The following is a 25,979-nucleotide window of genomic DNA, read 5'->3' on the forward strand; positions in this document are numbered from 1 at the left end:
TCGGCTCGGTCGGCTCGGTCGGCGACGCTTACGACAATGCCCTGATGGAGAGCACGATCGGCCTGTTCAAGACCGAGCTGATCAAGCCCCGACGGCCATGGAAGACGCTGTCCGACGTCGAACTCGCCACCGCCGAGTACGTCGACTGGTACAACCACCGACGACTCCACGGTGAGATAGGCCACGTCCCACCCGTCGAATACGAGAACAACCACTACCGAGCAAGCACGAAACCTCAGGTCACAACCAACAATTGAGATCTCTACCGAACCCGGAACGGTTCAACCTGCGGGCAGGCACTTGCAAGGGGCGGGCACATCGGCGCTTGACCTCAACCAAGCTTGACTTTCTAGGTTCCTTCCAGAGCCGCAGGAATCGACCAGCGGTGCCCTTTCAAGGAGGTTCGCCGTGACCGAGCACGCAACCCGCACGGAGATCCCCGACCGTTACCGCTACGCCGTGATCCCGCACATCATGGTCGACGACGCCGCAGCGGCGATCGACTTCTACCAGCGCGCGTTCGGCGCCGACGAGGACTTCAGGATCCACGCTCCAGGCGGCGGAATCCTGCACGCCGAGATCACCGTCGGACGGTCGACCCTGATGCTGGGCGACGCCAGCGTGAGCGAGGCGGAGGGCGCCTCCTTCGCCGCGCCGACCTCACTCGGCGGAGGTACGACCGTCACGCTGCACGTCTTCGTGCCGGACGTCGACACCCTGGCGGAACGCGCGGAAGCCGCCGGCGCTGAGATCATCCAGCCGCCGAAGGACATGTTCCATGGTGACCGCACCGTCATCCTCAAAGACCCTTCCGGTCACATCTGGGTCTTTCTGACCCACATCGAAGACGTCTCGCAGGAGGAGCTCCTGCGCCGCCTGGCCGCCGGGTGACCGGACGCTGTGCGGGTGGTGATCCGGTCCGGATGCAGAGGGTCGTACCGGACGAACCGCCCAGTCATGGCTGGGCTGCTCTCTGCTGGCAGTGGCCGGTGCGGGATCGGCCCTGATCGCGTCGTCGCCAGCGAGAGGACCGGTTAAGCCAAGGGGTCGCACCGTGGACAGGCCGAGGCCAGGTGGTGAACAGGTGCTGGATCCAGTTGCAGGTCAGCGGGACCAGGCCGCCGGGGCCGGGACTCAACCTGGGGCCTTCTTCCGCAGGACAGGCTCCAGGGGGCCGGACGGCATGCGGGTCGGGGTCGGTTACTCGTCTTCGTCCACGTTGCTCAGCCTCGTGTGGGTCTCGTGGAAGTGGTTCCAGTCCATGACCAGACAGAAGCGCTGATGGGTTTCGAGGCGTTCCGCGTCGGCCGGCTCCTGTCCGCGCAGCACCCGGGCGTCGCCGGATGCCACGAGCGCTGCGACGGCGAGACGGAGGTCTTCGGCGTCTTGGCCGGTGGCGGCTGCCAGGCGGTCCAGGGAGGTGAGAATCTCCCGCGGTTCACCCAATTGGTCGACCAGGTGGTTGACGAGCTGGGTGACGAGCGGTTCGGTGCGCATGCTCCACCGCATCCGGTCGAGCCGCCGGGTCAGTCCTGCGTCCAAGGGCAACAGGTCGCCGGGGAGCGGCAGTACGGCGGGCATCGACCACCGGGTGCCCTCCGGTGTCTCCTCACGGCTGGCCAGGCCCCATGCCAGGTAGAGCTCGGACAGGTCGCGCACGGTCGCGGGCACCGGGTATCCGGCGGCCGTGAGCAGGGCACCGAAGTCCTTCCAGCGGCTCGCCTCGCTCGCCTCGCGGCCTTCGGGCGCCTCCTCCTCGTCCCACTCCTCGTCGGGCCACGAGAACGTGAGCGCGCCGTCGAGACCACCGCCGAACATGCGCCAGTGGCCGTCGAACATCTCGCGCAGGAGATCGTCCAGGGAGCCGGCGAAGCCGGGCTGGCTCGCGGTCCCGATCAGCATCATCAGGGGAAACCCCTGGCGCGGCAGGACATGCTCCCAGCCCGAAGCCCACCAGTCGTTGTGCACCACCAGGTCCCGGCGTGGTCCGGGCGCGGTCGGGTTCTCAGTCATCCCCAGCTCTTCGTCGAAGGGCAGCCGAACGAGCGCAGCCTACGCGCTGTGGCACCCGCGGCGTGCTCACTCCGCGTCCGACGAAGGCCCGATGACGGCGCCCGTCGCGCAGTCCCGCGCGCGGAACACCGACGCCTGTTCGGCACCGACACCGTCTCCCCACTCCCCCGGCGTGACCGACACCGAGCCGGTCCCCTCATCACCGGGAGCCCGTCTCAGCGAGCAGTCCAGCCTCCGTTGACGACGATGCCATTGCCGGTGCCGGTCATGGCAGCCGCGTGCACAGCGCACGGCAAGGCCACGCCCCGGCGCCCCCAGCTCCACGAGGCACTCAAAAGCCGGCGGCGCCTGAACTCATCCCGGCAGGAGCTCGTGCTACGTCACGACCGGGGGCAGCGGTTCACGGGCCTCGTGCCATGCAGGAGGGAGGGCGGCGACGCCGGTGCGGGCGGCGATGACGCCGCCCGCGATGGCGCACGTGGTGTCGATGTCGCCGCGCCCGGCGACCGTGACCCACAGGCCCTCGTGCAGGTCGTCGAGGTGCCCTGCCGCGCACCACAGGGCGTACGGGACGGTGTCGGGACCTGACATCCGGTAGCCGGAGCCCAGCACCTCCGCGGCGTGCCGGACCGAGGTGCGCTCCGGCATCCGGGCCGCGATCCGCACTCCTGACCGGACGTCGCTGTCGGGGAGCCGTTCGGCGACTGCCTGAAGGAAGTCCGATCTGACCGGGGTGGGCCCGCCCCGGCTGCTGGTCGCCAGCGCCGCGGCCACAGCGACCGCCACCGCACCGGTGACCGCCTCCGGGTGGTGGTGCGAGACCGCACCCTGGCGGGCGGCCTGCTCGGCGACCACATCGAGGTCGGCGCCGTGCCAGGCACCGAGCGGGGCGGCGCGCATGGCCGCGCCGTTGCCCCAGGAGCCCTGGCCGCCGAACTGTCCGACGACCACCTCCCGCCAGGGCTCGCCCGCGTCGATCCGGCGCAGCACGTCATGCATCGAGGCTCCATAGCCGCGGTACGTGTCCTCTGCGTAGGCCGCCGCGAGGCGCCGGGCCAGGCGGTCCTGGTCGACGATGCCCCCGCCCTCGACAAGCTCCCGGACGAGAACCAGCGCTTGAGCGGTGTCGTCACTCCATCGCCACAGCGGTTCCGGGGGCAGCGTCCGCGCCTCCAGGGCTGCCGTACCGTGCCTGCGCAGGATGCCGAACCAGCGGTCGCCGAAGGCGTCGCCGAACGCGAGGCCGTGCAGCGAATCCAGCACAGCGGCAGGCACGTTGATCATCTGTGCAGTATTGCAGCGCGATGCGATCCCGCACTCCGCTTTTGGAGCCGCCCGGCTTCTGACCCGGACATGAGGCTGGGCGGCTCGGTCTGTGACCTCGAAGCCACTGATCGCCCGCCGCGGCGGCGAACACGGCTCCGGCCTGAGCACCCAACGCCGGTTCGTGGAGAGCGCGTTCGCCCACCTGCACTGGTTCCGCCGCCTGCGGAGCCATTGGGGGTGCGCAACGACATCCACCATCGGCGTGCGGATGAGCTGCGCCCCCCGTTGCCCGGGTTCGTCTTGAGTTCGTGCCCTCGCCGGCCTTGGGCCGTTCGGTAGATGCGCGGCGCGCCTCGGTTGTGTGGGTGGGTGCCGGTGGAGGATCAGTGCGGCGCGCGGCGTGCTGCCTTGCGCCGTCTTGGACTGCCCTGGCGTGTGGAGAGGTTCGGTCATGAGAGCGCTCGGCGTGATGGTGTTCGTCTTCGGGCGCTACGGCGTCCCGCGGGGAGCGGCGGCGTGATCGCCGGACCGGGTGGGGCAGGGGACTTCGGGCGCTACGGCGAGGTGGTCTTCCGGCCCGAGGCGTCGGGCGAAGGCGAACGTATCGACTACGGCGCCCTGGCATACGACGAGTTCACCTTGGCGCGGCTGCGGACGCTGGGCGTGGGGCCCGGTTGGCGCTGTCTGGACGTGGGGGCTGGTACGGGGACCGTTTCCCGTCGGCTGCTGGAGGAGGTAGGGGTGGCGAGCGTGCTCGCTGTCGACCGGGATGTGCGTTTCCTCGGCGAGCGGGGTGTGCCGGGGCTTGAGGTGCTGGAGGCCGACATCACCGATCCGGATTTCGATCCGGGGCGCTTCCGGCTGGTGCATGCGCGCTTCGTGCTGATGCATCTGCCCGAGCATGAGCGCTTGATCGCGAAATTGGCCGAACTCGTAGGACCTGGTGGGGTGTTGATGCTCGGCGATGCGGTGGATCTGACGAGCGACCGTGCGCCGGTGACGCCGTACACCGTGGCGATGCGGGCGATGTGGCAGGGGTTGGGGGCCGCCATCGGTACCGATGTGTCCTGGGTGCCGTCATACCCGGAGTTGCTGCGCGGGGCGGGTCTGGCCTCCGTCGCCGCCGAGATCCATGTCCCGCCGCTGCTGCCCGGAAGCCCCATCAGCCGCTTCTGGGCTGATACTTGGAAACGCAGCAGACAGGCGATGCTCGCCACCGGGCAGATCGACGATGCCGGAGTGGGCGCGGCGCTGCGGTACCTGGACTGCGACGACTGTGCCGCGCTGTCGGGCGGGCTGCTCACCGCCTGGGGATGGAAGTCCGGGGGCGTCGCGCGCTGACGCGTGACGGGGGTTTCCGGCTGGTGGGGCGTTCGGTTCCTCTTGGCGTGTCAGGCGGCGAAGCCGATATCGGCGATTCGTGGTGGCCCGGCTGCGGGCTGAGGTGGTCCATGACCTCGGGGAGCGTGCGCAGTCGAATACGGGGTCCGATGGGGCAGCCGCGATCGGTGAGCAGGGGCCGTACTTCACCGGTCACCGTGTGACGTTGCAAACGGTCGACACCGCCCTAGCAAGCTGGCAGCCCACGGGCAACACCATGCCGGAGGTGCGCGAGGGTGGCCAACAGCCTTTCGATCGGCGAGGTCTGCTCAGCACGGCGCCTCGCGACCGGTCAGTCCCAGAGCCGATCTGGTCCGGGTCGTCCAGCGGGACATGCAGGGCGGCCAGCTTGGCGACGGTGAAGTATCGGACGGTCTCCACCACGGTCACTCCTCCTGCGGGGCGCCAGGAACCGGCTTCTTCGGCGCCGGGGCCCTCCGCCGCACGAGGGCTGACAGGTCACCTTGCGGCCCTGGATTCGCGAGTCGCCTTTCCGATCGGCCACCTCCCGCTCCGCAGCCAGGCCAACCGCTGCCAACGGAGTGCCGCGCTTCGGCGGGCGGGGCCAGGTGGGCAATATCGGGGTCGCTGTGGCCTTGAGTGCGGCGGTCGTCGCACAGGGGGACTCACCGCTGGTCAGGTGCAGGTTCCGGTCCGCTCCGGAGCGCCCTGAACTCCTCGCCGCCAGCCTGCCCGGATGAACGGCCCTGACCGCCACCCGCCCGAACCCAGCCGCCCAGGCTCCGGAACGGGCCGATGGGCCCGGATCACCGGGTCGCGCACGCTGCACACGCGTGGAGAGCCAAGTCCCCAGGCCGAGAAGACCCGACCGTATCGGCCGGAACCGCAACTCTGTCACGCACCCACCGACCGGGCCGCCCGGCTCCACCACGGGGGCGTAGGCATGAAATGACGGAACGCGAGGCCGGGAGCTTGCGCAGCGGGGCGGGGAACTCCGTGAAACACGAAGTCCGATGCTGTCCCCGGGACGGGCACAGTCCGGGTACCCAGGTAGATCGCCAAGGGGGAACGGTCCAGAGCCGTCGAGCCCTGCCGGGCGATGACCTCGGCGTGGTGGCATCGCCGAGGTTGAACAGTGAGGTGGGCGCGGGGCAGTACCGGGTGCGGGTCCACGGGTGTGCGGTCACGTCCCGGCCGGTCGACGGCGTCGGCTGCCGCCAGGCCGCCACCGCGTCGTCCGCCGTCACCGAGGCCGGTGCACTCAACCGTGAGGTGGCAGAACACAGACGGCAAGCTGCACCAGCGGCACCCGCTTCGCCGCCTGCAAAGCGGACGCACAGCTCAACATTCCAAGGGCCCATGACCAGGAGCCCATGGCCCCGGACCGCCGACCCGGCGAACCCGCGCCGCCCGAGCACAAGCAGCAACGCAGTGGCAGTGGCCCCCCGACCGTGCCTGGTCGGGGGGCCACTGCCACTGCGTGCGGGTGCGAGGGTTCCGCTCAGTAGGCGGAGTTGACGTTGTCGATCGAGCCGTAGCGGTGGGCGGCGTAGTTGGCGGCCGCGGTGATGTTCGCCACCGGGTCGGTCACGCTGTGGGCGGTGCCGGCGACGTGGTAGGTGTTGAACGTGGGGTCGATCACCTGCAGCAGCCCCTTGGAGGGAATGCCCTTCTGCGCGTTGACGTCCCAGTTGTTCTGCGCGTTGGGGTTGCCGCCGGACTCGCGCATGATGTTGCGCTTCAGACCGTCGTAGCTGCCCGGGATGCCCTTGGCCTTCATGATGGCCAGCGACTGCTTGATCCAGCCGTCCAGACTCCCCGACGCACCGGTCGCGGTCTGGGGGGCACGGTGGGAAACGGCGTGAACGGTGTGGGCGGCCTGGGGCATCTCGGCGGCGGAGGCGGACGACGGCACCAGCGCCACCGCACCGGCCGCGACACCCGCGGTGGCAAGACCGGACAGAACGAGGTTACGCAGGCGGGCAGAACGGCGGGCAGCAAAAATCGCGGTCAAGGGTCTCTCCAGAAGACGTCGTTGAGGCACCGGCCGGGAAACGGCCATGAACCTGTGGGCGTCGGGGCGAGGCCCCGCGGCCGCCGGACAGACAAGAAACAGGCCCACCCGGGAAATCACCCGGTCCGGCCTGTCGCTCCGGCAACGAGAAACATGATTAAACCTGGACAAACGGTCGCGCAAGCATGTGACCTACTACCTCAACACGGAGAAATGTCCGAAATGTGCCGATCTGGCGGCTGCGGTGCCGGTCAGGACGCAGGCCCGTCTACGATCCGCCCTAGGACGTGACCTACCCCCTATGACCACCATCACCGCCACACCCTCAGTCCCAGCGCCTCGACACCGTCCTGGAGCCTCACAACACCAGCCTGAGCATCCGGCGGAACGGTCATGGGTGGGCCTCGCGTGGTCCTCGGCATGGCCAGGCCCGGTGATGATGTGCGGCCGGTCCGGGAACCCCCTTTCACCTGCATGTTTCCCGACCAGAACCCCGAAGGGTGCCCCTACGCCTTCGGCCAAGCTGGTCGTATGTGGGTTCGGGGCGTCTGGAACGATGCGTCCGTGCGTGCTGATGATCAGGTTGGCGACGGTGTCCCCGCGGAGCTCGTGGTGTTCCTGCGGAGTGCGGTCGACGGCCGCCCGGTAAAGATCGCTCCTTCCGTCTGCGAGGGGTGCGGCGGGCGTGTGTTCTTCGTGCTGGTCAACGCGTCCGGCGTGGAACGGGAGTGCTCGGGCTGCGACAGCCGTGCGTTCATCGCGGACAGCGGGCAGTACTGGAACGAGGAGTCCTGGGAGGACGACGAGCCCGGCGCGGCCGGCTGCCCGTGCGGGAGCGAGGAGTTCGAGGCTGCGGTCGCGTTCTCGCTCGGCACGGACGGAGCGGTCCGCTGGGTGACCGTTGGCCTGCGGTGCATCCAGGATGGGTTCTGCGGGGTCTATGCCGACTGGAAGATCGATTACGGCCCCACGGATCACCTCTTGACCATGGTCTAGGTCTGCGGAGCGACGGTCCGGGCGGGCTGCGGTTACAGAGTGCTTTCCCCTTCACCGACCTCAGCGGCGAACCCGACCCCGAGGCCACCACCACTTTGACGTGATCACCAGCATGCCCGGCCTCGAGATCGTCCTCTACGGACCCGGCCCCCCACCCAGCCATGAAGCCGCCGGGTTCACACTGTGGCGAGAACCGCCTGGATGAAGGCAGTTGGGGGCACATAGTCGTGTGCCTCGACATAGTGAGCGATCAGTTCAGGGGCGGCGTAGGCGACATCTCCGCCCCTCACCCATATCTCGGCACTCCCCCTGCGGGTGAGCTCGGTGTGTGCGACTCATGCGGCCCAGCACCGCAGCCAGCCCGGAGGGAGCAACGCCCCGCTCGTAAGGCTTGCCGCGCTTCGGGCTCGACCACCGCCCCCCCTATAGCCCACCCGTCCGCTCTACGTACGCCCTCCGTACGGCAAATGAACGCCATCCGTACGACTGTTGAGATAGGTTGGGACTCCGGAGGTGTCCCATGTCCGAGTTGTTCGATGCGGTCGACGCGTTGGTCGCGTCCCGCTCCTCGCTGCCGTCGGCGGAGGAGCGCAAGCGGCTGCGTACCGCGCACGGCCTGACGCTGGACGAGGTCGCGGCCGCGTTGAAGGTGCGGCGGGCGACGGTGTCCGGCTGGGAGTCGGCGAAGAAGCCGACCGAGCCGCGCGGTCCGGAACGCGAGGCGTACGCCCGGCTGTTGAAGCAGCTCGCGGCACTTTATCCCGCTCCACCGGAGCCGACCGCGCCGACGCCCGTCACGTTCGTCGGCGCGGCCGACTCGCTGGGGACGCAGGTGGTGGCCGAAGGTCCTGCCGCCGAGGCCGCGGACGGACCTGTCGCCGAGGCTCTGGTCGGACCTGCGGCCGAGAACAGTCGGTCCCCTGCCCCCGCTCCGGCGGCCGCGCCGTACCCGGCGCCAACCACCAGGACATCAGCAGCACCGCGTCGTCCCGGCACGCGGAAGGCGACCCCAGTCGGTGCCTCGGCACGCGGCGCCGATCCGCGGTTCGAGAACGGGCCGCTGGCCATCATCGATATCGAGGACGGGCAGGTGCTGGCGTACTGCACCGGCGGCCTGGTCCTGGACGTACCCGCCAAGAGCATTCCAGCCCTGGTGGACTGGACGCTCAAGGAGGCGAAGCTCGGGGCGCCGAAGCTCTCCGGCCCCGGCAAGGACGCCGACCCGCTGCTCGTACTCACCGAGGCCGCGCTGGAACGCTACGGCCTGCCCACCACGCTCACCGAGGAGGAGCGGCTCGCCGGGCGGCTGCCGGAGGGCCACAAGGTCGTCAAGCAGCTCGCGCGTGCGGAGTGGAAGCTGACGAAGCGCGGATTCGGGCCGTGGGCTCGGATCTACCGGCCCGCGACCGGGTCGGAGCGGGCCTGTGTCCAGCTGTGCATCCCGTCCTGGCACGCGCTGGACGCCCGGCACTGGGGCGAGGCCGGGCAGCTCCCGCCTGCCGAACTCGCCCGCGTGCTCGGCGTGTACGCGTCCCGCGTGCTGACGCCGCGCGGATCGACCGCCGTGACCGGCCTGGAGCTGATGACCGCGCTGCACCCGCCGACCCGCGCCTCCGAGCCGGACGCCGACGGCAAACGGCACTCCGCGCACAACCCCGGCTCCCTGGGCACCGAGCCGGTGGACCCGGCGCCGTGCGAGGCCCCCGACGGCCACCCGGTCCTCAAAGAGCTGCCCCGCTTCCACGTCCGCGGTCCGGCGGAGAAGCTGTTCGAGGAGGCGTACGACTGGGCGCGGCCGATGACCGATGCCGAGTGCACCCTGCGCCACCTGGTCGGTATCGACGTCAACATGGCCTTCGCCGCGGGCGCCAACGGCCTGGCCGTCGGTCTCGGCGCCCCGACGCACGTCACGGCGCCGGTCTTCGACCCGAAGCTGCCCGGCTCGTGGCTGGTCGACCTGTCCCATGTCGACCTGTCCCGCGTGAAGGCCGGCAAGGAGTGGGGGGAGCTGGACGGCTCGCTGCTGCCCAGCCCGTTCACGCCGAAGGGCGAGCGGCCCGAAGGACCGGCCTGGTACGCGACGCCCACCGTGGCGTACGCGGTGGAACTCGGCTACGAGGTGCGGCCGGTGGAGGCGTGGGTGCGGCAGGACAACGGCCGCTACCTGGACGGCTGGTACAACCGGCTGCGCGACGCCTACCTCGCCACGATGGCCGACCTCGGCGTCCACCCCGACCTCGCCCCGGGCGACTTCCTGACGGCGATGGAGGGCTGGAAGGGCCGTGACCCGGAGCTGGGACTCGTCGTGTCCGCGATCAAGGCGACCGTGAAGGGCGGCATCGGCAAGCTGCGCGAGCGGCCGCGCGGCGAGGGCTGGCGGCCCGGCGAGCCGTGGCGCGCGCTGTCCCGCCCGACCTGGCGGCCGGACATCCGCGCGGCCGTCATCTCCCGCACCCGGATCAACCTGCACCGCAAGATCGTGCGGCACGCGGCGTTCACCGGGCAGTACCCGGTCGCGGTCCTGTCCGACTGTGTCGTCTACGCGGCAGGCGGGCCCTCGCCGCTGGACTTCCTGCCCTACCGGGACGGCAAGCCGCTGCCCGGCGGTTTCAAGCTCGGCATCAACCCCGGCCTCGTCAAGCACGAGGGCACGCAGTCCGTCCTGTGGGGCGAAGAGGTCCGCGAGCGGTTCGACGCCCCGGACCTCAACCTCGCCCGCTACATCAAGGACGGCACCGTCACCGGCGTCGACAACGGAGAGTAGGAGAAGGTGACGATGAGTCTGTTCGGGGACAGCCTGGACGCCGCCGTGCAGAAGGCGTTCACCCGCCCGGCGCCCAAGACCGCGGGCCCGCAGATGCGGTACCTGGTCAAGCAGTTGGGGAGCACCAGGGCCGTCGCCCAGATGCTGCGCATCTCCCAGCGCACCGTCGAACGGTACGTGAAGGACCAGATCAGGAAACCGCGCCCGGACCTCGCCGCCCGCCTGGAACGCGAGGTGAAGAAGCGGTGGCAACCGCAGATCAGGGCCAGGGCCCGCCAGAAGGCGGCGACCACGGGCGGCATCGTCATCGACACCCGCGCCCGCATGGGCTACACCGCGCCGATCGGATCGACCGACCAGGACCGCATCCGGCACCTGACCATCGCCCTCCCACCCGTCTACGCCGCCCGCCTCTTCGACGCCCGAGAGGCCGGTGCCGATGAACGCGCGCTCAAGGAGATCGCGGCCGAAGCGCTCAAGGAGGTCTATTTCCAGGACAGCGGGCGCCGCGCCGGAAGCCTGGAAGAGGTCCGCTTCACCGACATCGAACACCTGGAGTTCGACCTGTAGCCCCCACACCCCGAACAGTGAGCGAGCCCGCCCTCTGCACGGCCCGCCCTCGGCACCGCCCGCCCTCGGCACCGCCCACCCGAAACACGCCGCCAAGCTGCCCAGGCAACCCAGTCGACCCAGTCAGCCCGCCCGGTTCAGCCCCGAATCGTGGCGAGCCAGTCGGTCAGCAGGCGGTTGACCTCGTCAGGGCGTTCCTGTTGCACCCAGTGGCCGCAGCCGTCCAGGAGGTGGGAGGCGGACAGGGCGGGGAGGGTGGAGGGGTAGGCGTCGAGGGCTTCGGCCATCCACGTGGTGGAGGCGTCCCGTGCGCCGCCGATGAACAGGGCGGGCTGCTTGATCGGGGCTCCGCGGTGGGGGGCGAGGTCTTCCCAGTCGCGGTCCATGGTGCGGTAGCGGTTGAGGGCGCCGGTCAGGCCGGTGCGCTCGAACTCCCCGGCGTAGACGTCGAGGTCCTCCTCGCTCAGCCACGCCGGGAGCGGGCCGACGGGGAAACGGTCGCGCAGCCGGCCGCCGTGGGCGACGAAGTGCGGGTCGGGCTCGCCCTCGGCAGGCATGGTGTCGGCGGACAGGGCCGCGTAGAAGCCTGCGAGCCAGCCCCGTACGTCGGGCTCGATCTCCGCCTCGGCGCGGCCGGGCTCCTGGAAGTAGGAGACGTAGAACTCCTGCTCGGGGCCGCCGATCCGGCCGAAGATGTCGGTGGGGCGGGGGCCGCCGGGCGGCGCGTACGGGACGCTCAGCAAGCCGACCGCGCGGAAGACTTCGGGGTGGAGCAGGGCGGAGGTGGCGGCGATGTTGGAGCCCCAGTCGTGGCCGACGATCACCGCGCTCTCCTCACCGAGGGCGCGTACGACGGCGACGTTGTCCTCCACCAGGTCGAGCATGCGGTAGGCGTCGGTCGCGGCGGGCCTGGAGGAGCGGCCGTAGCCGCGTACGTCGATCGCCACTGCCCGGTATCCGGCCGCGGCGAGGGCCGGGAGCTGGCGGCGCCAGGAGTACCAGGACTCGGGGAAGCCGTGCACGAGCAGGACCAGCGGGCCGGTGCCCTGCTCGACCAGGTGCAGGCGCCCGGCCGGGGCGTCGACGGTGCGGTGGCGGAGCTCGGCGGTCGGCTCGGGCTGCATGGGCTTCTCCTCGGTTCACGGGCGTCCGACGCGTACCCATCGATCATGCGGCGCGGCGGCCACTCGGCGCGATCAGCGTTGCCACTCTGGCAAACTCGCAGGACAGGGTGGTGAAGCGGCACGGCGGGAAGGAGCGGGGACAGTGACAGGTGACGACGTGGCCCGGACGCTGGCGGCGATGGGGCCCCGGCTGCGGGCCGTACGCGAGCGCCGTGGCGTCACGCTCACGGATGTCAGCCGCGCGACCGGCATCTCGCCCAGCACGCTGTCACGGATCGAGACCGGCCGACGCAAGCCCATCCTGGAGGTCGTGCTGCAACTGGCGAAGGAATACGGCGTCGCCCTGGACGAACTGATCGGCACCGCACCCGCCCCCGCGGCCGAGCCCCGCGGCACGGCGCCGCGCGGCTTCGGCGACGACAAGACGGTGCTGCCGCTGACCCGGTACGTCGGCGGGCTGCACGCCCACAAACATGTCCTGCCCGCCGTCGCGGAGCCGCCCGGGCGGCCCCGGCAGATGTCCCACGAGGGCTACGAGTGGCTGTGCGTGCTGTACGGGCGGTTGTGGCTCGCGCTGGGCAGCCAGGATCTCGTCCTGACGGCCGGGGACGTCGCCGAGTTCGACACCCGCACCCCCCACGGAGTCGCGAACGCCGGATCCGACGGACCGGTCGAGTATCTGATCATGTTCGGGCCCCAGGGAGAACGTCCACGGCCGCGCACCCCTCCAGCCGCTGGTCGCGGGACTGATGGCGGAGGGGCCGCTGATTGACGGGCCTGTCGTCAATGACAAGCCTGCCGTCGAGGAAACAGGCTCTGGCCGTGGTGGCTTCAGCCTCCGGCGGAGGGCGTTCCGTCCTGCCTGCTAGGGGCGTTCCGTCCTGCCTGCTCCCGTGCCCGATGCCGAACCGCTCGTGGCGCCATCCCGTGCCGAACTCGTCGGCGTCAGGTCCTGCAGCCCCACCACCCGCAGCAACCGCAAGCGCTCGTACGACTCCGTGCCCGGGCGGGCCGTGTGGATGACGAGCCGCTGGTTGTGGTCGGTGTTGACGAGGACCTCGCAGTCGAGTTCGAGGATGCCGATCGCAGGATGCCGGAAGCGCTTGGTGGCGGCGCGGCGTACGGCGACCTCGTGTTCGGCCCAGAGGCGGGCGAACTCCTCGCTCGCGGCGCGTAGTTCGTCGACGAGGGCGGCGGGTTCCGGGTCCGTGGGGCGGGCCGAGGCCACCGCTCGCAGACCGGCCACCTGCTCGCGGGCGCGCTCCGGGCGGTCCTCGGGAGGGAACAGCTCCTGGGCCGACGGGTCCAGGAAGAAGCGGCGGATCATGTTGCGTTCCCGGGGCGGGCGGGCGAGGACGTCTCCGGTCAGCGCCCGTGACAGCGCGTTCTGGGCCAGGACCTCGCCGCAGTCGGTCACCACCATCGCCGGGGTGTCGTGGAGCCGGTCCAGCACCAGGAGCAGGCCCGGGCGCACGTGCGTACTGGTCGCCGTCCGGCGCGGCGGCTCCTCACCGGCGAGGTGGAAGAGGTGGTCGCGTTCGTCCTCCGTCAGGCGCAGGGCGCGGGCCAGCGCGGTGAGCATCTGGCGGGACGGGCGCGGGCCCCGGGACTGCTCCAGCCGCGTGTAGTAGTCCACGGACATGCCGGCCAGCTGGGCCACCTCCTCGCGGCGCAGCCCCGGCGTACGGCGGCGGGCTCCGGCCGTGAGGCCCGCGTCGGAGGGGGCCAGGCGGGCGCGCCCGCGGCGCAGGAAGTCGGCGAGTTCGGCACGGTTCACCCCTCCAGGGTGCGGGACGGCGGCAGCCTTATCCAGGGACTCCCGATCCCCTGATGAGGAGGTCTCTCCCGGTCGTCCCCGCGTCGGCCGAGGCTGGTGGTCGACGACAGGCGACAAGCGACACAGTGCGTGAGGAGCACATCATGCTGACTTTGGTGACCGGTACGACGGGACAGGTCGGACGCCGCTTCGTGCCGAGGCTGCTGGCCCAGCGGCAGCCGGGCGAGCAGGTGCGGGTCCTGGTGCGGGACGCGGCCCGTGGCGAGCGCTTCGCGGAGCTGGGCGCCCAGGTCGCCGTAGGGGACATGCGCGACGAGGAGACCCTCGGCAAGGCGCTCGCCGGTGTGGACGCCGTCGTGAACGTCGCCGCCTCCTTCCGCGGGGTGCCCGACGAGGAGGCGTGGGCCGTCAACCGGGACGCCGCGGTGGCCCTGGGACGCGCCGCGCGGTCCGCCGACGTGGAGCGGTTCGTGCAGGTCAGCACCGGCAACGTGTACGGCGTCGGACGGGGCCGCCCGCTGACCGAGGAGGACGAGAGCAGGCCGGGCGGCGAGATGTGGGGCGCGTACCCCGAGTCCAAGGCCGAGGCCGAGCGCGAACTGCTCGCGTTGGAGGGCCTGGACGTCCGCGTCGGACGGCTCCCCTTCGTCTACGGCGAGGGCGACCCACACCTTGCCAACTCGCTTCACTGGGCGGCCCGCTGGGCGCCGCACCAGCGCCTGCAGATGGCCCACCACGCGGACGTCGCCCAAGGTCTGATGCGTCTGCTGTACGCGCCGGGTATCGCGGGCCGGATCTACAACATCGCCGACGACGCCCCCGTCACGACGGTCGAGCTGTACCAGCTCAACGGCGTCGAGGTGCCCGCCGGGCTCCACGAACTCCCGGACCCCGACCCGTGGTTCGGGATCATGTCCAACCAGCGCATCCGCCGGGAGCTCGGCTTCCGGCCGATCTACCCGAGCGTCTGGACGGCCCGGGACGCCGGAGCCCTGTGACGGTCCACGTGCGGGGCCGGTCTGCCCCTTGCCGAAGCACGACAGTTGCCCCACAGCCCGGGGACTGTCAGTGGCTGGTGGCAAGATCGCCGACGTGGTGTCCGTACGTACTACTCCGCCACGGCCTGTCGAGGTCACCGCGGTCTTTCCTGAGCTGACTCCGTTGGCGCGAGCGGCGATTCGGCTGCACCCTCGCGCCGGGTCGCCCTCGGCACGGGACAGTTCCGCGGGCGGCCCATTGCTGTGGCCCGCCGAGGAGCCATGTTCATGGAGCGACTCGATGCCGGCCCTCCCTGGCCCGCGGAGAGTCCGGTCCCCATGCTGCCCGTCGCCCAGCTGTACGTGCGCGACGTCCCGCTCCTGCGGCCGCCCGGGCAGGCCGACGTGCTCCAAGTGCTGTGGTGTCCCTACGCGCAGTACAGATGGTCCCGCTGCTGACCATCGCCTCCTTCGAATGGGACTACGGCAAGCGCGGCTGGGCGCCGTACGAGGACGAAGCCGCCGCCCGTGCCGCAGGCCATCGCGCCGGCCAGAACCCCGGGCAGCCGACCAAAGTCGAAGTCGGCAGCACCGACAACATGCGGCTCTACGTCTGCCCCGTCTCCCCCGGGCATCCGCACACCGACCTGATCCAATGAGCTGTCACCGGCCCTCGCGGAGTTACCGAACCGGGCGAAGCTCAGTCACCCGTTGCCCCGTCGGTGCGCTCCCGCAGGAAGTCGGCGTGGCCGTTGTGGCGGGCGTACTCCTGGATCATCAGCAGGTAGACCCAGCGCAGGCTGAGGACAGCTCCGCGAGAGGACAGGAAAGTCTCGTCGAGGTCGTGCCCGGCCGCTGCCGCGTCACACGCTGTGACCTCGGCCTGGAACAACCCGAAGTCCCTCTCCGCATCGGCTGCGTGCGCCCCGTCGAGCCCCTCGTCGCCGTCCGACGGCCCGGTGAAGACATCGCCGACAGCCTCACCCGCGAAACTTCGCCGGAACCACCATCGCTCCACCTCCGCCATGTGCCGGACCAGGCCGAGGAGCGTGAGGTTCGACGGCTCCACCGTCGCCCGCGCCAATTGGCCCGGCTCCAGCCCCGCGCACTTGGCCAGCAACGTTTCCCGGTGCCAGCGCAGCCAACCCTCCAGCATCTGACGCTCGGTTACGGTACCCAGGGCGCCCAACTGCTTGGCGCGTTCGACCGGCGGTGCTGTCCATGTCATAGATGCACCCTGCACTGCGTTCAGGGAGGGTTCAAGCAGGCAGAATGGCAGCGCGACCAGGTGATCCTCGGTGATGCGGCCAGGTAATCCTTGGTGACGACGACGGAAGCCCATGGCGAGAGGACAGGTGCTGCACTTGCCCGGCGGCGTACAAACGGCTCTGACCGAGCTGTGGGAGCAGCACAGGCCCGGCTGCCCTCCGGTCGGGTACAAGCTCCGCGACCCGTACAGGGATCGTTGGGTGCGTTTCCACAGCCTGCCGGAGTCGAAGCGATACGCGGAGGACGAGAGCGAGTACACGGTCGTCCTGGAGCGGTACAACACCGTCCTGGATGAGTTGGAGGTTCCGCCGTTCCAGCCGGACGCCCGCTACTGGCAGACCCTGCTGGTGGAGGACGATCCGAACCCGGAGTTCCGTACCTACTGCCACCTCTTCGCCGCGCGCCGCCCCTGGCGATACGGCTGCCTCGACGCGCTGCTCCGTGACATCGCGGACGCCAAAGTGGCGGGAGTCCTCGTCACCGACACCCGGATGCGGCGCGTCTACCACCCCTACGACGGCGGCGCCGATGTCTTCCTCCCTACGCCCGGGGAACGGGATCAGACGCGCGATCGGCATGCCGACTGGCTTTCCAGCCACTCGTCGGGGCTCTGACGGAACGGGGTCTCACCGCCTGCGCGGCACGGCACTGGGCCGGGAACGTCCCGGTGGGTGGTCGAGGCTTCTCCGTAAATCACCTGCTACCTCATCCCCCACCAACGACTCTCCTCATCGTGTTGGCCGTTGATTAAGATCCGCGGCATGGCGACAAGACTCGTGCAGATCAATATGAAGGCCCAGGACGACTCCGCGCTCGGCCGGTTCTGGGCGGAGGTACTCGGTTGGGGTGTCGACAGTGAGGGGCCCGGCGTCACCAACCTCGAACCCGTGGGTTTCTCCTACCCCGACCCCGTGGCCGTCTGCATCGACATCATCGCCCGCCCGGAACCCAAGACGGTGAAGAACCGGGTGCACCTTGATCTGGCCACCACCTCGATCGCCCACAAGAAAAAGCTGGTCGCACGCTTGAAGGATCTCGGCGCGACGCTCGCCGACGTGGGTCAGGGCGACGTCCCCTGGACGGTCATGGCCGACCCGGAGGGCAACGAGTTCTGCGTCCTGGAGCCCCGTCCGGTCTACCAGGACACCGGGCTGATCGCCGCAGTGGTGGTCGACTGCGCCGACCCACGGAGGATGGCCGAGTTCTGGGGCGAGGCGATGGACTGGACGCTGCACGACGTCGCTGACGACCACGCGACCATGCGATCCGCCAAGGGGGTCGGCCCCTACCTGGAGTTCGTCCGCACCCCCGACACCAAGAGCGTGTGGAACCGCGTCCACCTCGACGTCCGCCCCTACCCCGGCGACGACTTGGAAGCCGAAGAAGCCAGACTGCGCGCCCTGGGCGCCACCGACCCCGATTTCGACCAGTCCACCATCTCCTGGACGGTTCTGGCCGACCCGGAGGGCAACGAGTTCTGCCTCCTCGCTCCTCGCTGACCTTGAGGGACGGCGCCCCGCATCGGGCTTCGACACGGTGAGCTCGCCCGGCCTGATGAGGTCGCCCGAAGGCTGAGGGTGCCGGGCCGGACGGACAGGTCAGCCGGCCTTCGCCGGTTTCGATGACGGTGCCGTTGAACGTGAGCCGGTCGGCGATGGCTGACCTCGGCATCCGGCGGCCGCGCCCAGTGCAACAGGCCGGACCTGGTGGGCCCGCGCTCAGCCGCTCAGGTCTGGCACTGCGCCGTACCGGCGGTGGACCAGCCGCTCCAGGCGCCCCCGGCGGCACGGGCGTGTACACGGATCTCGACCCTCACGGGGCCGCACACCCGGGTCGAGCTTCCCACCTCGGTGGGGCCGACGGTCGCACGCGCCGGGACGTAGGCACGACCGCTGCCCAGCTTCACCCAGTGACCGCCGGAGACGACGCGGAAGAACGCCTCGTAGGAGACGTTCACCGCCCTTGTCCCCGCGTTGCGCAGCTTGACGTGCGCCGTGATCTCGCGGGTGTAGACCTTGCCTTCCTTGCCGCGTTGGGCGCTGATGCAGCCGTTGACGGCCACGTGACCGGTCGACACGCCGCCGCCGCAGGCGATCGCTGCGGCGTGAGCGTTCGCGGGAACGGTGAGCACGGTGAGTGCTGCCGCACTCAGGGCTGCTCCGACAAGCCTCATACGCATGAACTACCCCTTTCGGTACTTATTGCCTCAGTAGAACCATGACGTGTCGAGGCGTGAACGGCAGCGGTACATCACGTTCTTCACTCCAACGGGAGCGGGGCGATACCTCGCTGACGTGCACACCGTCATGTCCATCCGGTGTCCGTCGACCTCTGGGAGATGCTCACCGAGACCGCTCGGCAGATGATGTCGGACCGGAGCCGACGTTGGTGCGAGTGGCGGGGCTGGGAAGTCGAACGCGGCACGATCCGCGCGACGTTGACTCTGCTGGGAGCCGACGAGGGCGGCTGGCAGGGTGCCTTCTCGGTGAGTCGGTCGGCGGTGGTACGGAAGTCGGGCATGCCCAGGTGGACCGTGGTGCGCGCGCCGGGAGGTCGCGGGGCGCGGCAAGCCGCCAGCCCGGACTCGATCGCCGTAACCTCGCCAAGCCGTCACCCCTGACCGCAGCTCCCCCGAAACCGGTCCAGCGGCTTACGACCGCCTCGATGGCGGCGGACACTCATGCTGATGAGGTGGGGGTCCCACGACGTTCAGGACCGGGCCTTCCCCGTCCGGGATTTCGAAGACGAAGACGACGCCGGAGGACGTGGCCCGAATCGCGCATTGGTTGCCGAAGGTGAGGGGCGCGTACGGCTGCCAGGCGCAACTGGTGGGCTCCAGGGAGGCGATCACGTCGGCGTACTCGGGTTGGCCGGGGAACTTCTCCCTGCCGACCAGAGCGACAGGGAGGTCGATGACGTCGCGCCAGGTCTGGAGGCAGATCAGGGTGATCTTCTGGCAGCGGCAGACACTGAGCTCCAGGTCGCCGTACGCGAACAGGCGCGGCCATGACCGACGACGACGCCTCTCAACGAACGCTTCCCGGGGCTCCCCGAGCGCCGCGGTGACCTCGTTCCAGGCCGCGCCGTTCTCAACCGGCCCGAGACGTCCCGACCGAGCGAGTTCCGTCAGGGCATCGAGTAGTTCCACGAGGTGGAGTCTGTCATCTGTGGCGATGGGCTTTCCGACGACTTCGGGCGGGCCGGGGTCGTTCACGGGCCCGCTGGGAGAGGGTGGCGCGTCCGGACGGGGTCGAGGTGCAGTTCGTAGGGCTCGTAACAGTCCGCAGCGGCAGTCGCGACCGGAGTGCCGCAGGGGCAGGATCGGTTGAGTTCTTCGTCGCCCGCTGGTCCGCAACGCCCTTTGCTGTCCGTCCAGTTGGGCAGGGGCTTGAGGTCGGAGGCGTCGTACCGCTCGGGGCTGCCGCTTCACATCCTCCCCGGGAATAGGTGACTCGGGCACAATCACGAGCCGTGCCCACTCCTCCCGAACTCTCCGTCCTGTACCCCGACATCGCGGCCCGCGGCAGCCTCGCCGCCGCGCTCCTGGCCGAGGCGGACAGCTGCCTCGGGACCCTCCCCCTTACGTACTCGGAACTCGCTCCGCTGGGTCACGCGGCTGTCGCGAGTACTCTGCCGCACCGCGAGCCGCTGGCGATCAGCGCCTGGTCGCATGAACGGCGGTGGTCGATCCGCGGCGAGGAGCCGTTCCAGGGCATGGCCCTCATCGAGGGCAGCACGGACGACCTGGCGGAGGTCGCCAGGGCCGCCCGGGCCTGGTCCGACGGGTCGCCCCTGGACGACATCCGAGAGGCGGCACCCTTCGTACGCCTGACCGGCCGGTTCGAGGTGTCCGACGGCGATCCCGCACGCTTGACGGAATCCGAATGGCAGGGCATGCGCCGGGAGGCGGCCGAGCTGGAATACGCCTGGCGGGAGGCGTACCGGAACCTGATCGAGGCGGCGCACGCCGAACCCGCGCTGCGCGCGCTCTACCCCTTCACGAGCCACTGGGCACTGCGGTTCTCGACGACCACCCGTCCGCGTCTGACCGTCGTCGGACCGTGCCTGAGCGCCAACAGCGACGGCACATACGGCGTGGGGCACGGCTTCGTCAGCCAGGACCTCGGGCAGTTCGTCACAGCACGGGAGGCCGTGGACGTGGCAGTACGCCGACTGCCGTCCGGCCTCGGGCCCACCACGCTCGGCGGCTGAGCCGGGCCGCCCGCAAACGCGCCCAGCTGACCGCGCGGCGGCGAGCGTTCCCTACCCGGGCACCCCGGCCCAGGGACTCCTCACGAGCGGTACAACCATCCGAATGTGCTGTGAGTCACACCAGGCAGGAGCAACGAACTCCAACCAACACAAGGGGGAAATATGCGATTCAGCCGTTCCGCGCTGGCCGCCGTCGCCGTCGCGGCCCTGGCCGGTGGAGCCACGACCGCCCTGGCCTCGCCCGCGTCGGCCGCGCCCAACACCACCCCGCAGAAGGTCTGCGGCTCCAGCTACAAGACCGTCAACTCGGCGCCCGTCGGCTCCCTCGGCACGGTCTACCTGACCTACAACTCGGCGAACGGCAAGAACTGCGTCGTCACCATCCGCAGCACGCCCGGCACCGCGACCGACATGGCCGCCTGGATCTACGTCCCCGACACCGACGTCTACGACCAGGACTACGGGAAGTACACCTCCTACGCCGGGCCCACCTACGTCTACGGCAAGGGCCACTGCGTCGACTGGGGCGGCCAGATCCGCAACGTCTACGTGCAGGTCACCGGCTCCAACTGCGCCTCCCTGAAGGAGCAGCGGGTCACCACCGTCCGCTGAGCCCCCCCCCCCGGCCGCCGGTCCCCGCCGTGGAGTTCTCGGCGCGGTGACCGGGGCCGCCGCACGGCAACACCGGCCCCGGCAGAACGGCACGCCCGTCCTGCCGGGGCCGGTGTTGCCGCACACAGCAGTGGCAGGCGCGCAGCCCATCGGACTCCCGCGTCAGCCCGCCGCCACGTACTCCGGCAGCCGCAGCGCCGTACTCGCCGTCCGGCCCTCCGCGCCGGTCAGGGCCGAGGTGTCGCGCAAGGCCTCGTTGCGGGCGGCTAGCATTTCGGGGGTGCTGGGGGCGACGAAGGAGCCGCCCGTCGTGGCCAGGGCCTGGTTCTGCTCGACGAAGCCGCGGGTGAGCCGCTCGTACGCCGCGAAGGCCGCCACATGGTCGGTGTGGCGGGCCAGTTCGCCCGCCAGGACGTACGCGCCGACCAGGGCGACGCTCGAGCCCTGGCCCGACAGGAACGACGTCGCGTGGGCCGCGTCTCCCGCGAGGGCCACGCGTCCGCGCGACCAGGACGGCATGTGGATCTGACTGACGATGTCGAAGAACAGGTCCTCGGCCTCCCCCATCGCCTCGACCAGCCGGGGCAGATGCCAGACGCGCTCCGGGAACGTCCGGGCCACCAGCGCCCGCTGCGCGCCGGGGTCGCGGAACGCGTCGTAGGGAGGGACGGCCTGGGTGAACGTGAGGAAGCCGTGCAGGCGGTCCGAGGGCTCGTGGGCGTAGAGGACCGCGGCGCGGCCCGGCGTGTTCCAGATGACGCCCTCGCGTGCCAGGCCGAAGTCGTTGGGCAGGGTGAAACCGGCGAAGGTGTAGCCGAGGTAGCGGTGGAACCGCTCCTCCGGGCCGAAGACCAGGCGGCGGGTGTGGGAGTGCAGGCCGTCGGCGCCGACGACCAGGTCGAAGGTACGGCGGCCGCCGCTGTCGAGGACCACGTCCACGGCGTCGCCCCGGTCGTCCAGGGTGGCGATGGAGTCGTTGAAGAGGAACTCGACCCGGTCGCGTATCGGGGTGTACAGCGCGTCGGCCAGGTCGCCCCGGCGCACCTCCAGGTCCAGGCCCTCCGCGCCGCCGGTCAGGGACTCGGGGCGCAGGGAGGCGATCGGCGCGCCGTCGGCGTCGACGAAGGACAGCTTCCGGGTGTCGACGTGGGCCTCGCGCAGGCGCGGGAGGAGGCCCATGCGGGAGACGACCTCGCGGGCGGTGCCGCGGATGTCGATGGCGTAGCCCCCGCCCCGGACGGCGGGGGCCTTCTCGACGACGGTGACGTCGAAGCCGTAGTGGTCGAGCCAGTAGGCCAGGGCGGGGCCGGCGATGCTGGCGCCGGAGACGAGGACGGTGCGGTTCGCGGAGTGGTTCACTGCGGGGGTCCTTCCGGAACAAACCAAAGATACGTACTTTAGGTATCCTTTTGGGGGGTGCAGGTACCCCCGGGACACCTTCGGACCCGAGCATATAGATACCTAACTTAGGTATGCAAGTGGAGTTGATGTGAACGCCGAACCCTCGGGCACGCCGTCGGCGGACGTGCTCGCCGTCATGCCACGGCTCGCGCAGCTGAGCAATGCCCTCAACCGCGGCCGCCTCGCCGAGCGCGCGACCGCGGCCGCCGGGTTCTCGCTCGACCGGCCCGCCATGGGCGTGCTCGTCACCCTCCACATGGCCGACCGGCCGCTACGCGTCGGTGAGATCGCCGAACGGATGCAGGTCGTCGGCCCGCATGTCACCCGCCAGGTCCAGGAACTCGAACGCCGTGGCCTGGTACGGCGCATCGCCGATCCCCACGACCGGCGCGCCAGCCTCATCGAGCCCACCCCCGACGGCGCCGATGCCGCGGGCCGTTACGCCGCCTCCCTGGTCGGCTGGTTCTCCGAGGCCGTCGCCGACTGGTCCGACCAGGACCGCGACGACCTCGGACGACTCCTCGGACGACTCGTCGATGACGTCACCGCCCGCATGAACCGCCTCGACCAGGAGACCGGTGAGACCGGCGAAACCGGCGGGGGAGGGGCGCCTTCGGCGGCTCGCTGACCTGGCGGTCGTACGCCGACTCGCCGCCCCACCACCCGGGCCCGGCCCGGTTCCCCGCGACCGCCCGGGAACCGGGCCTCCCCTCCGGCGGGCTCAGGTCAGCGGGCCGTGCGTCGCCACCAGCGTGCCCAGCGGCATCGGCGGACCGTCCGTACCCGACAGGGCCAGCAGCGGCATGCCGTCCTCCCCGTCACGGCCGAGGTACCGCCACGACCGGCCATGGCGGTCGGCCAGGGCGCGCGCCAGGTCGTAGACGCGGCCGCCGAGCCGGTACGGGGTCACCAGCGTGCGGGACGCGTCGTCCAGCAGGCGGGGCACCTCGTGTGCCGTCAGACGGACCTCCGTGCCCTCGATACGGCCCGTCACCACCTCCGCGTCACCGACCCGCAGCGTCCGCACGTCCGGCGGCACACCGATCACCGTCAGCCAGTACTCCCAGTCCGCCAGCCCCAGTGCGTGGATGTGCACGCCCACCCGGTCCGCGTCCGCCGTGATCTGCGTGACCTCCAGGCGCCCCGCGCTCTCCACCCTCAGCCGCGCGGCCAGCAGAACCGGTCCCCCGGCCCGCTCCACGGTTTCCGGGACCGGGAGCACCTCGTCGTCGGTGAGTGTGACCGGCTCGGGCAGCGGGTGGTCCGACACGGCCTGCGGTCGCGGCGCCGGGTCCTCCGACGGCGGAGCGGGAGCGTGGCGGCGCGTGTGCGGAAGCGTGATCGCACCGCGCAACATCCCGGCAGGCGGCGCCGGAACCGGCTCCAGTCTCGCCGCCGGATCAGGAGGGGCCTCCGCGACGAGCGCCGGGGACATCACCGGTACGGCCGGTTCCGGGGCGGGAACGGGCTCGAAGTACGGCACCCCCACCGGCACCGCCGTGTCGTGGACGGGCCGGTCCCCGGAGTCCGTCGGCATGGCCGGGTCCGGTACGAACACGGCATCGGGGCCTGCGGACACGACCTGTGACGCCAACTCGGAGACGGAATCCGCCTCTTGAGCGAACACCTTGGGCGCACCCGCCGACGGCACATCGGAAGCGAGCCGGACCTCCGGCTCCACGGCCCCCAACTCCGCGCCGGACAGGACCGGTTGAAGATGAGCCGGTCCCTGACGCGGTGCCAGGGGAACAACCCGCTCGGGCGGCCGTTCCAATCGGCGCCCCTCCCCCAGTGCCGCGGCACCGGGCTCCATCAGCCGCCCCTCCGCCCGGAGTTCGGCCACGAACGCGCGCGCGACGCGGGCCAGCCGGTCCGCGAGCTCCCGCTCGACACCATCTTCGCCGCTGAAGTCGAAGCCGCCCGTCATGCCGCCGCTCCCGTGTAGGCCTTGCGCAGCGAGCCCAGGGCGCGCCACTGCAGCGTCTTGACCGCGCCGTCCGTCGTACCGAGCGTGCGGGCCGTCTCGCTGATCGACATCTCGTCCAGGAACCGCAGCCGGATCACCGCCTGTTGGCGGGGCGTGATGCCCGCGAGAGCGTCGAGGAGGCCGTCGACGTCGAGGGTGGACAGGACGGTGTCCTCGGCGGTGCTGACCGGGACGGCCCAGGTGTCGCCGATGTGCGTGATCTGGTCGACGAAGGTCAGGCGGCGGGTCGCGGCCACCTTGAAGTGGTCGGCGACCACATGATGGGCGATGGTGCACAGCCAGGCGCGGATCGGGGTCCCGGTCCAGCGGAACGTGGAGATCTTGGACCAGGCCTTCACGAAGACGTCGGAGGTCAGGTCCTCGGCAAGGGCGGGGTTGGATCTGACCCTGCGGCCGATGAACGCGGCGACGACACCGTGGTGCGATCGGTACAGCTCGCCGAACGCCTCCGGATCACCGTGCCGGGCGCGGGTGATGAGCGCCGGCTCCTTGGGGGTGAGGGAGACGGGGGCGGGGCCGGTCTGGGGGGAAGTGGTCAAAGTCTGCTCCCGGATCTGTAAGTTGGGCGGCCGCTGCGGCCGGGGGTGCGCCGGGGGGCTCCTGCGACGGGTGCGGGTCGTCGTAGACGAGGGTGTCCAGGCAGACGCCGTAGACGCCGCGCAGCGTCCACAGCGTCGGCAGGCTCGGCTGCTTGGTCCCGGCCGCGAGGCGGTGGAGCGTCGACCTGCTGATGCCGGTGCGCCGTGCCACGTCGGCGACACTCGCGTCACCGAACTCCCCCGCCTTGTCGAGGAGTCTGGTCATATGGAGACGGAGCATGGTCAAACGACCCCCTCAGGGACGTGCGCCGCGCGGCTGGCCCCCGCGCACGCAACGTATGCAAGTTGCCCAACTCACGTGACGCAAGGGCATTCTGATTCGCACACAGATGCGAGATTGACCGTGTGGCCTGCGGAAATGTCGATCTAGGTCCTTGACCTGCGAAAGTGCACGCATGCAACTCGCAGGGCCCCACGCGTCCGCGCGCTACCCTCCCGACATGCGGAGCACGGAGGATCTCCACGGAAGCCGGGGCGGGCGTCAGGCCCAGGCGCGGCGCGTCGGCGCGTACCTCACCGCGGTCGCGACGGCGGCCGGGTACGACGTACGCCGACGGCAGGGCGGGCGGGCGCAGTTGGCGGCCGTGACGGGGCTGAGCCTGACGACGATCAGCCGGACGCTGGACGGCAAGACCCTGCCGCTGCCCGCGCAGTTGGCGACCTGGGCGGCCGTACTCAACCTGGATCACGGCCGGATGCTGATGGAGAGCGGCATCATCCCCGCGCAGCGCGGACCGCGTGACGCCGAGCGCGGGGAGCGGCAGGCGGCATCCCATGTGCGGGCATCTGCCGTCCAGGCGTCCCCCGTCGAGACCCATCACGCCCACGAGGGGCCCTGCATCGACCCGTTCTCCCCCGCCGTGTTCTCCGCGCTGGCGTCCCTCTCCCCCGACGAGGCGATGAACGCCTGGGGGATCACCGATCCGGTCCTGCGCAGGACGCTGACCGGGAGCATCGTGCAGGCGATCCAGTTGCAGCGGGAGCTGGACGTGGCGCTCGCCCGGGGGCTGTGGCACGAGGGCGAGTGACACACGGAACGGCCGGAACCCCGGGTGCG

Annotated in this window: 25 protein-coding genes and 2 pseudogenes; 16 read left to right on the forward strand and 11 right to left on the reverse strand. The window is 70.6% G+C overall.

Annotated features, from left to right (window positions below; genetic code table 11):
* A partial coding sequence (locus tag GTW40_RS09425; protein ID WP_161179638.1) for an integrase core domain-containing protein occupies window positions 1-257 on the forward strand: 257 nt, incomplete at its 5' end.
* Between the two features lie 151 nt (window positions 258-408).
* Window positions 409-891, forward strand: coding sequence for a VOC family protein (locus tag GTW40_RS09430; RefSeq protein WP_343245640.1), 483 nt, complete (start codon window positions 409-411; stop codon window positions 889-891).
* A gap of 309 nt (window positions 892-1,200) precedes the next feature.
* Here the strand turns inward: GTW40_RS09430 and GTW40_RS09435 are convergent, their stop codons facing one another.
* Entirely contained in the window at window positions 1,201-2,013 is an 813-nt protein-coding gene (locus GTW40_RS09435) for a DUF6042 family protein (RefSeq protein WP_161179639.1), read from the reverse strand.
* A 375-nt stretch (window positions 2,014-2,388) separates the two neighbouring features.
* On the reverse strand, window positions 2,389-3,297 hold the full coding sequence (locus GTW40_RS09440) for an ADP-ribosylglycohydrolase family protein (RefSeq protein WP_161179640.1): 909 nt from the start codon (window positions 3,295-3,297) through the stop codon (window positions 2,389-2,391).
* Between the two features lie 100 nt (window positions 3,298-3,397).
* Here GTW40_RS09440 and GTW40_RS33060 point away from each other — a divergent pair.
* Window positions 3,398-3,505, forward strand: a pseudogene (locus GTW40_RS33060) (IS5/IS1182 family transposase); the annotation flags it as partial.
* A gap of 293 nt (window positions 3,506-3,798) precedes the next feature.
* Window positions 3,799-4,620: a class I SAM-dependent methyltransferase gene (locus tag GTW40_RS09445; RefSeq protein WP_161179662.1), complete on the forward strand. Its 822-nt coding sequence runs from the start codon at window positions 3,799-3,801 to the stop codon at window positions 4,618-4,620.
* A 1,501-nt stretch (window positions 4,621-6,121) separates the two neighbouring features.
* On the opposite strand, the gene GTW40_RS09450 is transcribed toward GTW40_RS09445, so the two are convergent.
* Window positions 6,122-6,634 (reverse strand): transglycosylase SLT domain-containing protein, encoded by a 513-nt coding sequence (locus tag GTW40_RS09450; protein ID WP_237525414.1) that lies wholly within the window; start codon window positions 6,632-6,634, stop codon window positions 6,122-6,124.
* Window positions 6,635-7,042: 408 nt separating this feature from the next.
* Between GTW40_RS09450 and GTW40_RS09455 the strand changes: the two genes are divergently transcribed.
* From GTW40_RS09455 to GTW40_RS09465, 3 genes are all read left to right on the forward strand, one after another.
* A complete protein-coding gene (locus GTW40_RS09455; RefSeq protein WP_343245645.1) occupies window positions 7,043-7,630 on the forward strand; it encodes a hypothetical protein in 588 nt (195 codons plus the stop codon).
* Window positions 7,631-8,150: 520 nt separating this feature from the next.
* Window positions 8,151-10,394 carry a helix-turn-helix transcriptional regulator gene (locus GTW40_RS09460; RefSeq protein ID WP_161179716.1) on the forward strand — a complete coding sequence of 748 codons (2,244 nt, stop codon included), beginning with the start codon at window positions 8,151-8,153 and terminating at the stop codon, window positions 10,392-10,394.
* 12 nt (window positions 10,395-10,406) lie between these two features.
* On the forward strand, window positions 10,407-10,964 hold the full coding sequence (locus GTW40_RS09465; RefSeq protein WP_161179717.1) for an XRE family transcriptional regulator: 558 nt from the start codon (window positions 10,407-10,409) through the stop codon (window positions 10,962-10,964).
* Window positions 10,965-11,101: 137 nt separating this feature from the next.
* On the opposite strand, the gene GTW40_RS09470 is transcribed toward GTW40_RS09465, so the two are convergent.
* The gene (locus tag GTW40_RS09470) at window positions 11,102-12,088 is read right to left on the reverse strand and encodes an alpha/beta hydrolase (protein WP_161179718.1); all 987 of its coding nucleotides are present in this window, start codon (window positions 12,086-12,088) and stop codon (window positions 11,102-11,104) included.
* 142 nt (window positions 12,089-12,230) lie between these two features.
* Here GTW40_RS09470 and GTW40_RS09475 point away from each other — a divergent pair, with 142 nt between their 5' ends.
* Complete coding sequence (locus GTW40_RS09475) at window positions 12,231-12,860, forward strand: XRE family transcriptional regulator (RefSeq protein WP_161179719.1); 630 nt, start codon at window positions 12,231-12,233, stop codon at window positions 12,858-12,860.
* 93 nt (window positions 12,861-12,953) lie between these two features.
* Here the strand turns inward: GTW40_RS09475 and GTW40_RS09480 are convergent, their stop codons facing one another.
* Window positions 12,954-13,865 carry a helix-turn-helix transcriptional regulator gene (locus GTW40_RS09480; protein WP_343245646.1) on the reverse strand — a complete coding sequence of 304 codons (912 nt, stop codon included), beginning with the start codon at window positions 13,863-13,865 and terminating at the stop codon, window positions 12,954-12,956.
* Between the two features lie 143 nt (window positions 13,866-14,008).
* Between GTW40_RS09480 and GTW40_RS09485 the strand changes: the two genes are divergently transcribed.
* Both GTW40_RS09485 and GTW40_RS09490 read left to right on the forward strand, forming a co-directional pair.
* Entirely contained in the window at window positions 14,009-14,863 is an 855-nt protein-coding gene (locus tag GTW40_RS09485; RefSeq protein ID WP_161179720.1) for an NAD(P)-dependent oxidoreductase, read from the forward strand.
* A gap of 94 nt (window positions 14,864-14,957) precedes the next feature.
* Window positions 14,958-15,501 (forward strand): annotated as a pseudogene (locus tag GTW40_RS09490) (hypothetical protein).
* A 41-nt stretch (window positions 15,502-15,542) separates the two neighbouring features.
* Here the strand turns inward: GTW40_RS09490 and GTW40_RS09495 are convergent.
* Window positions 15,543-16,070, reverse strand: coding sequence for a DinB family protein (locus GTW40_RS09495; protein ID WP_202485649.1), 528 nt, complete (start codon window positions 16,068-16,070; stop codon window positions 15,543-15,545).
* A 241-nt stretch (window positions 16,071-16,311) separates the two neighbouring features.
* On the opposite strand from GTW40_RS09495, the gene GTW40_RS09500 reads away from it, so the two are divergent.
* Together GTW40_RS09500 and GTW40_RS09505 are read left to right on the forward strand one after the other, a co-directional pair.
* Complete coding sequence (locus tag GTW40_RS09500) at window positions 16,312-16,725, forward strand: hypothetical protein (RefSeq protein ID WP_343245647.1); 414 nt, start codon at window positions 16,312-16,314, stop codon at window positions 16,723-16,725.
* A gap of 147 nt (window positions 16,726-16,872) precedes the next feature.
* A complete protein-coding gene (locus GTW40_RS09505) occupies window positions 16,873-17,610 on the forward strand; it encodes a VOC family protein (RefSeq protein ID WP_161179722.1) in 738 nt (245 codons plus the stop codon).
* Between the two features lie 227 nt (window positions 17,611-17,837).
* Here the strand turns inward: GTW40_RS09505 and GTW40_RS09510 are convergent, their stop codons facing one another.
* Window positions 17,838-18,290: a hypothetical protein gene (locus GTW40_RS09510; RefSeq protein WP_237525420.1), complete on the reverse strand. Its 453-nt coding sequence runs from the start codon at window positions 18,288-18,290 to the stop codon at window positions 17,838-17,840.
* Window positions 18,291-18,761: 471 nt separating this feature from the next.
* The gene (locus tag GTW40_RS09515) at window positions 18,762-19,325 is read right to left on the reverse strand and encodes a hypothetical protein (protein ID WP_161179723.1); all 564 of its coding nucleotides are present in this window, start codon (window positions 19,323-19,325) and stop codon (window positions 18,762-18,764) included.
* 257 nt (window positions 19,326-19,582) lie between these two features.
* Here GTW40_RS09515 and GTW40_RS09520 point away from each other — a divergent pair, with 257 nt between their 5' ends.
* Window positions 19,583-20,323 (forward strand): DUF6193 family natural product biosynthesis protein, encoded by a 741-nt coding sequence (locus tag GTW40_RS09520; RefSeq protein ID WP_161179724.1) that lies wholly within the window; start codon window positions 19,583-19,585, stop codon window positions 20,321-20,323.
* A gap of 162 nt (window positions 20,324-20,485) precedes the next feature.
* Window positions 20,486-20,935: a spore-associated protein gene (locus GTW40_RS09525; protein WP_161179725.1), complete on the forward strand. Its 450-nt coding sequence runs from the start codon at window positions 20,486-20,488 to the stop codon at window positions 20,933-20,935.
* A gap of 162 nt (window positions 20,936-21,097) precedes the next feature.
* Here the strand turns inward: GTW40_RS09525 and GTW40_RS09530 are convergent, their stop codons facing one another.
* A complete protein-coding gene (locus GTW40_RS09530; RefSeq protein ID WP_161179726.1) occupies window positions 21,098-22,294 on the reverse strand; it encodes an FAD-dependent monooxygenase in 1,197 nt (398 codons plus the stop codon).
* Window positions 22,295-22,472: 178 nt separating this feature from the next.
* Between GTW40_RS09530 and GTW40_RS09535 the strand changes: the two genes are divergently transcribed.
* A complete protein-coding gene (locus GTW40_RS09535; protein ID WP_161179744.1) occupies window positions 22,473-22,964 on the forward strand; it encodes a MarR family transcriptional regulator in 492 nt (163 codons plus the stop codon).
* Window positions 22,965-23,057: 93 nt separating this feature from the next.
* Here GTW40_RS09535 and GTW40_RS09540 read toward each other — a convergent pair whose 3' ends face one another.
* Both GTW40_RS09540 and GTW40_RS09545 read right to left on the reverse strand, forming a co-directional pair.
* Window positions 23,058-24,263, reverse strand: a complete 1,206-nt coding sequence (locus GTW40_RS09540; protein WP_161179727.1) for a BN159_2729 family protein — start codon at window positions 24,261-24,263, stop codon at window positions 23,058-23,060.
* Window positions 24,260-24,862, reverse strand: a complete 603-nt coding sequence (locus GTW40_RS09545) for a sigma-70 family RNA polymerase sigma factor (protein WP_161179728.1) — start codon at window positions 24,860-24,862, stop codon at window positions 24,260-24,262. Before GTW40_RS09545 ends, GTW40_RS09540 begins: the two co-directional genes overlap by 4 nt.
* A 500-nt stretch (window positions 24,863-25,362) precedes the next feature.
* Between GTW40_RS09545 and GTW40_RS09555 the strand changes: the two genes are divergently transcribed.
* Window positions 25,363-25,950 carry a transcriptional regulator gene (locus GTW40_RS09555; protein WP_161179730.1) on the forward strand — a complete coding sequence of 196 codons (588 nt, stop codon included), beginning with the start codon at window positions 25,363-25,365 and terminating at the stop codon, window positions 25,948-25,950.
* Window positions 25,951-25,979 lie beyond the last annotated feature (29 nt).

The sequence above is a fragment of the Streptomyces sp. SID4985 genome (assembly GCF_009863025.1).
Classification (GTDB): Bacteria; Actinomycetota; Actinomycetes; order Streptomycetales; family Streptomycetaceae; genus Streptomyces.

Bases quoted from the DNA above. Each gene is read 5' to 3' on its own strand.
- GTW40_RS09435 (WP_161179639.1), bottom strand. From the start codon at position 2,013: ATGACTGAGAACCCGACCGCGCCCGGACCACGCCGGGACCTGGTGGTG.
- GTW40_RS09440 (WP_161179640.1), bottom strand. From the start codon at position 3,297: ATGATCAACGTGCCTGCCGCTGTGCTGGATTCGCTGCACGGCCTCGCG.
- GTW40_RS09460 (WP_161179716.1), top strand. From the start codon at position 8,151: ATGTCCGAGTTGTTCGATGCGGTCGACGCGTTGGTCGCGTCCCGCTCC.
- GTW40_RS09465 (WP_161179717.1), top strand. From the start codon at position 10,407: ATGAGTCTGTTCGGGGACAGCCTGGACGCCGCCGTGCAGAAGGCGTTC.
- GTW40_RS09470 (WP_161179718.1), bottom strand. From the start codon at position 12,088: ATGCAGCCCGAGCCGACCGCCGAGCTCCGCCACCGCACCGTCGACGCC.
- GTW40_RS09485 (WP_161179720.1), top strand. From the start codon at position 14,009: ATGCTGACTTTGGTGACCGGTACGACGGGACAGGTCGGACGCCGCTTC.
- GTW40_RS09495 (WP_202485649.1), bottom strand. From the start codon at position 16,070: ATGACATGGACAGCACCGCCGGTCGAACGCGCCAAGCAGTTGGGCGCC.
- GTW40_RS09505 (WP_161179722.1), top strand. From the start codon at position 16,873: ATGGCGACAAGACTCGTGCAGATCAATATGAAGGCCCAGGACGACTCC.
- GTW40_RS09510 (WP_237525420.1), bottom strand. From the start codon at position 18,290: ATGCGTATGAGGCTTGTCGGAGCAGCCCTGAGTGCGGCAGCACTCACC.
- GTW40_RS09525 (WP_161179725.1), top strand. From the start codon at position 20,486: ATGCGATTCAGCCGTTCCGCGCTGGCCGCCGTCGCCGTCGCGGCCCTG.
- GTW40_RS09535 (WP_161179744.1), top strand. From the start codon at position 22,473: ATGCCACGGCTCGCGCAGCTGAGCAATGCCCTCAACCGCGGCCGCCTC.
- GTW40_RS09540 (WP_161179727.1), bottom strand. From the start codon at position 24,263: ATGACGGGCGGCTTCGACTTCAGCGGCGAAGATGGTGTCGAGCGGGAG.
- GTW40_RS09555 (WP_161179730.1), top strand. From the start codon at position 25,363: ATGCGGAGCACGGAGGATCTCCACGGAAGCCGGGGCGGGCGTCAGGCC.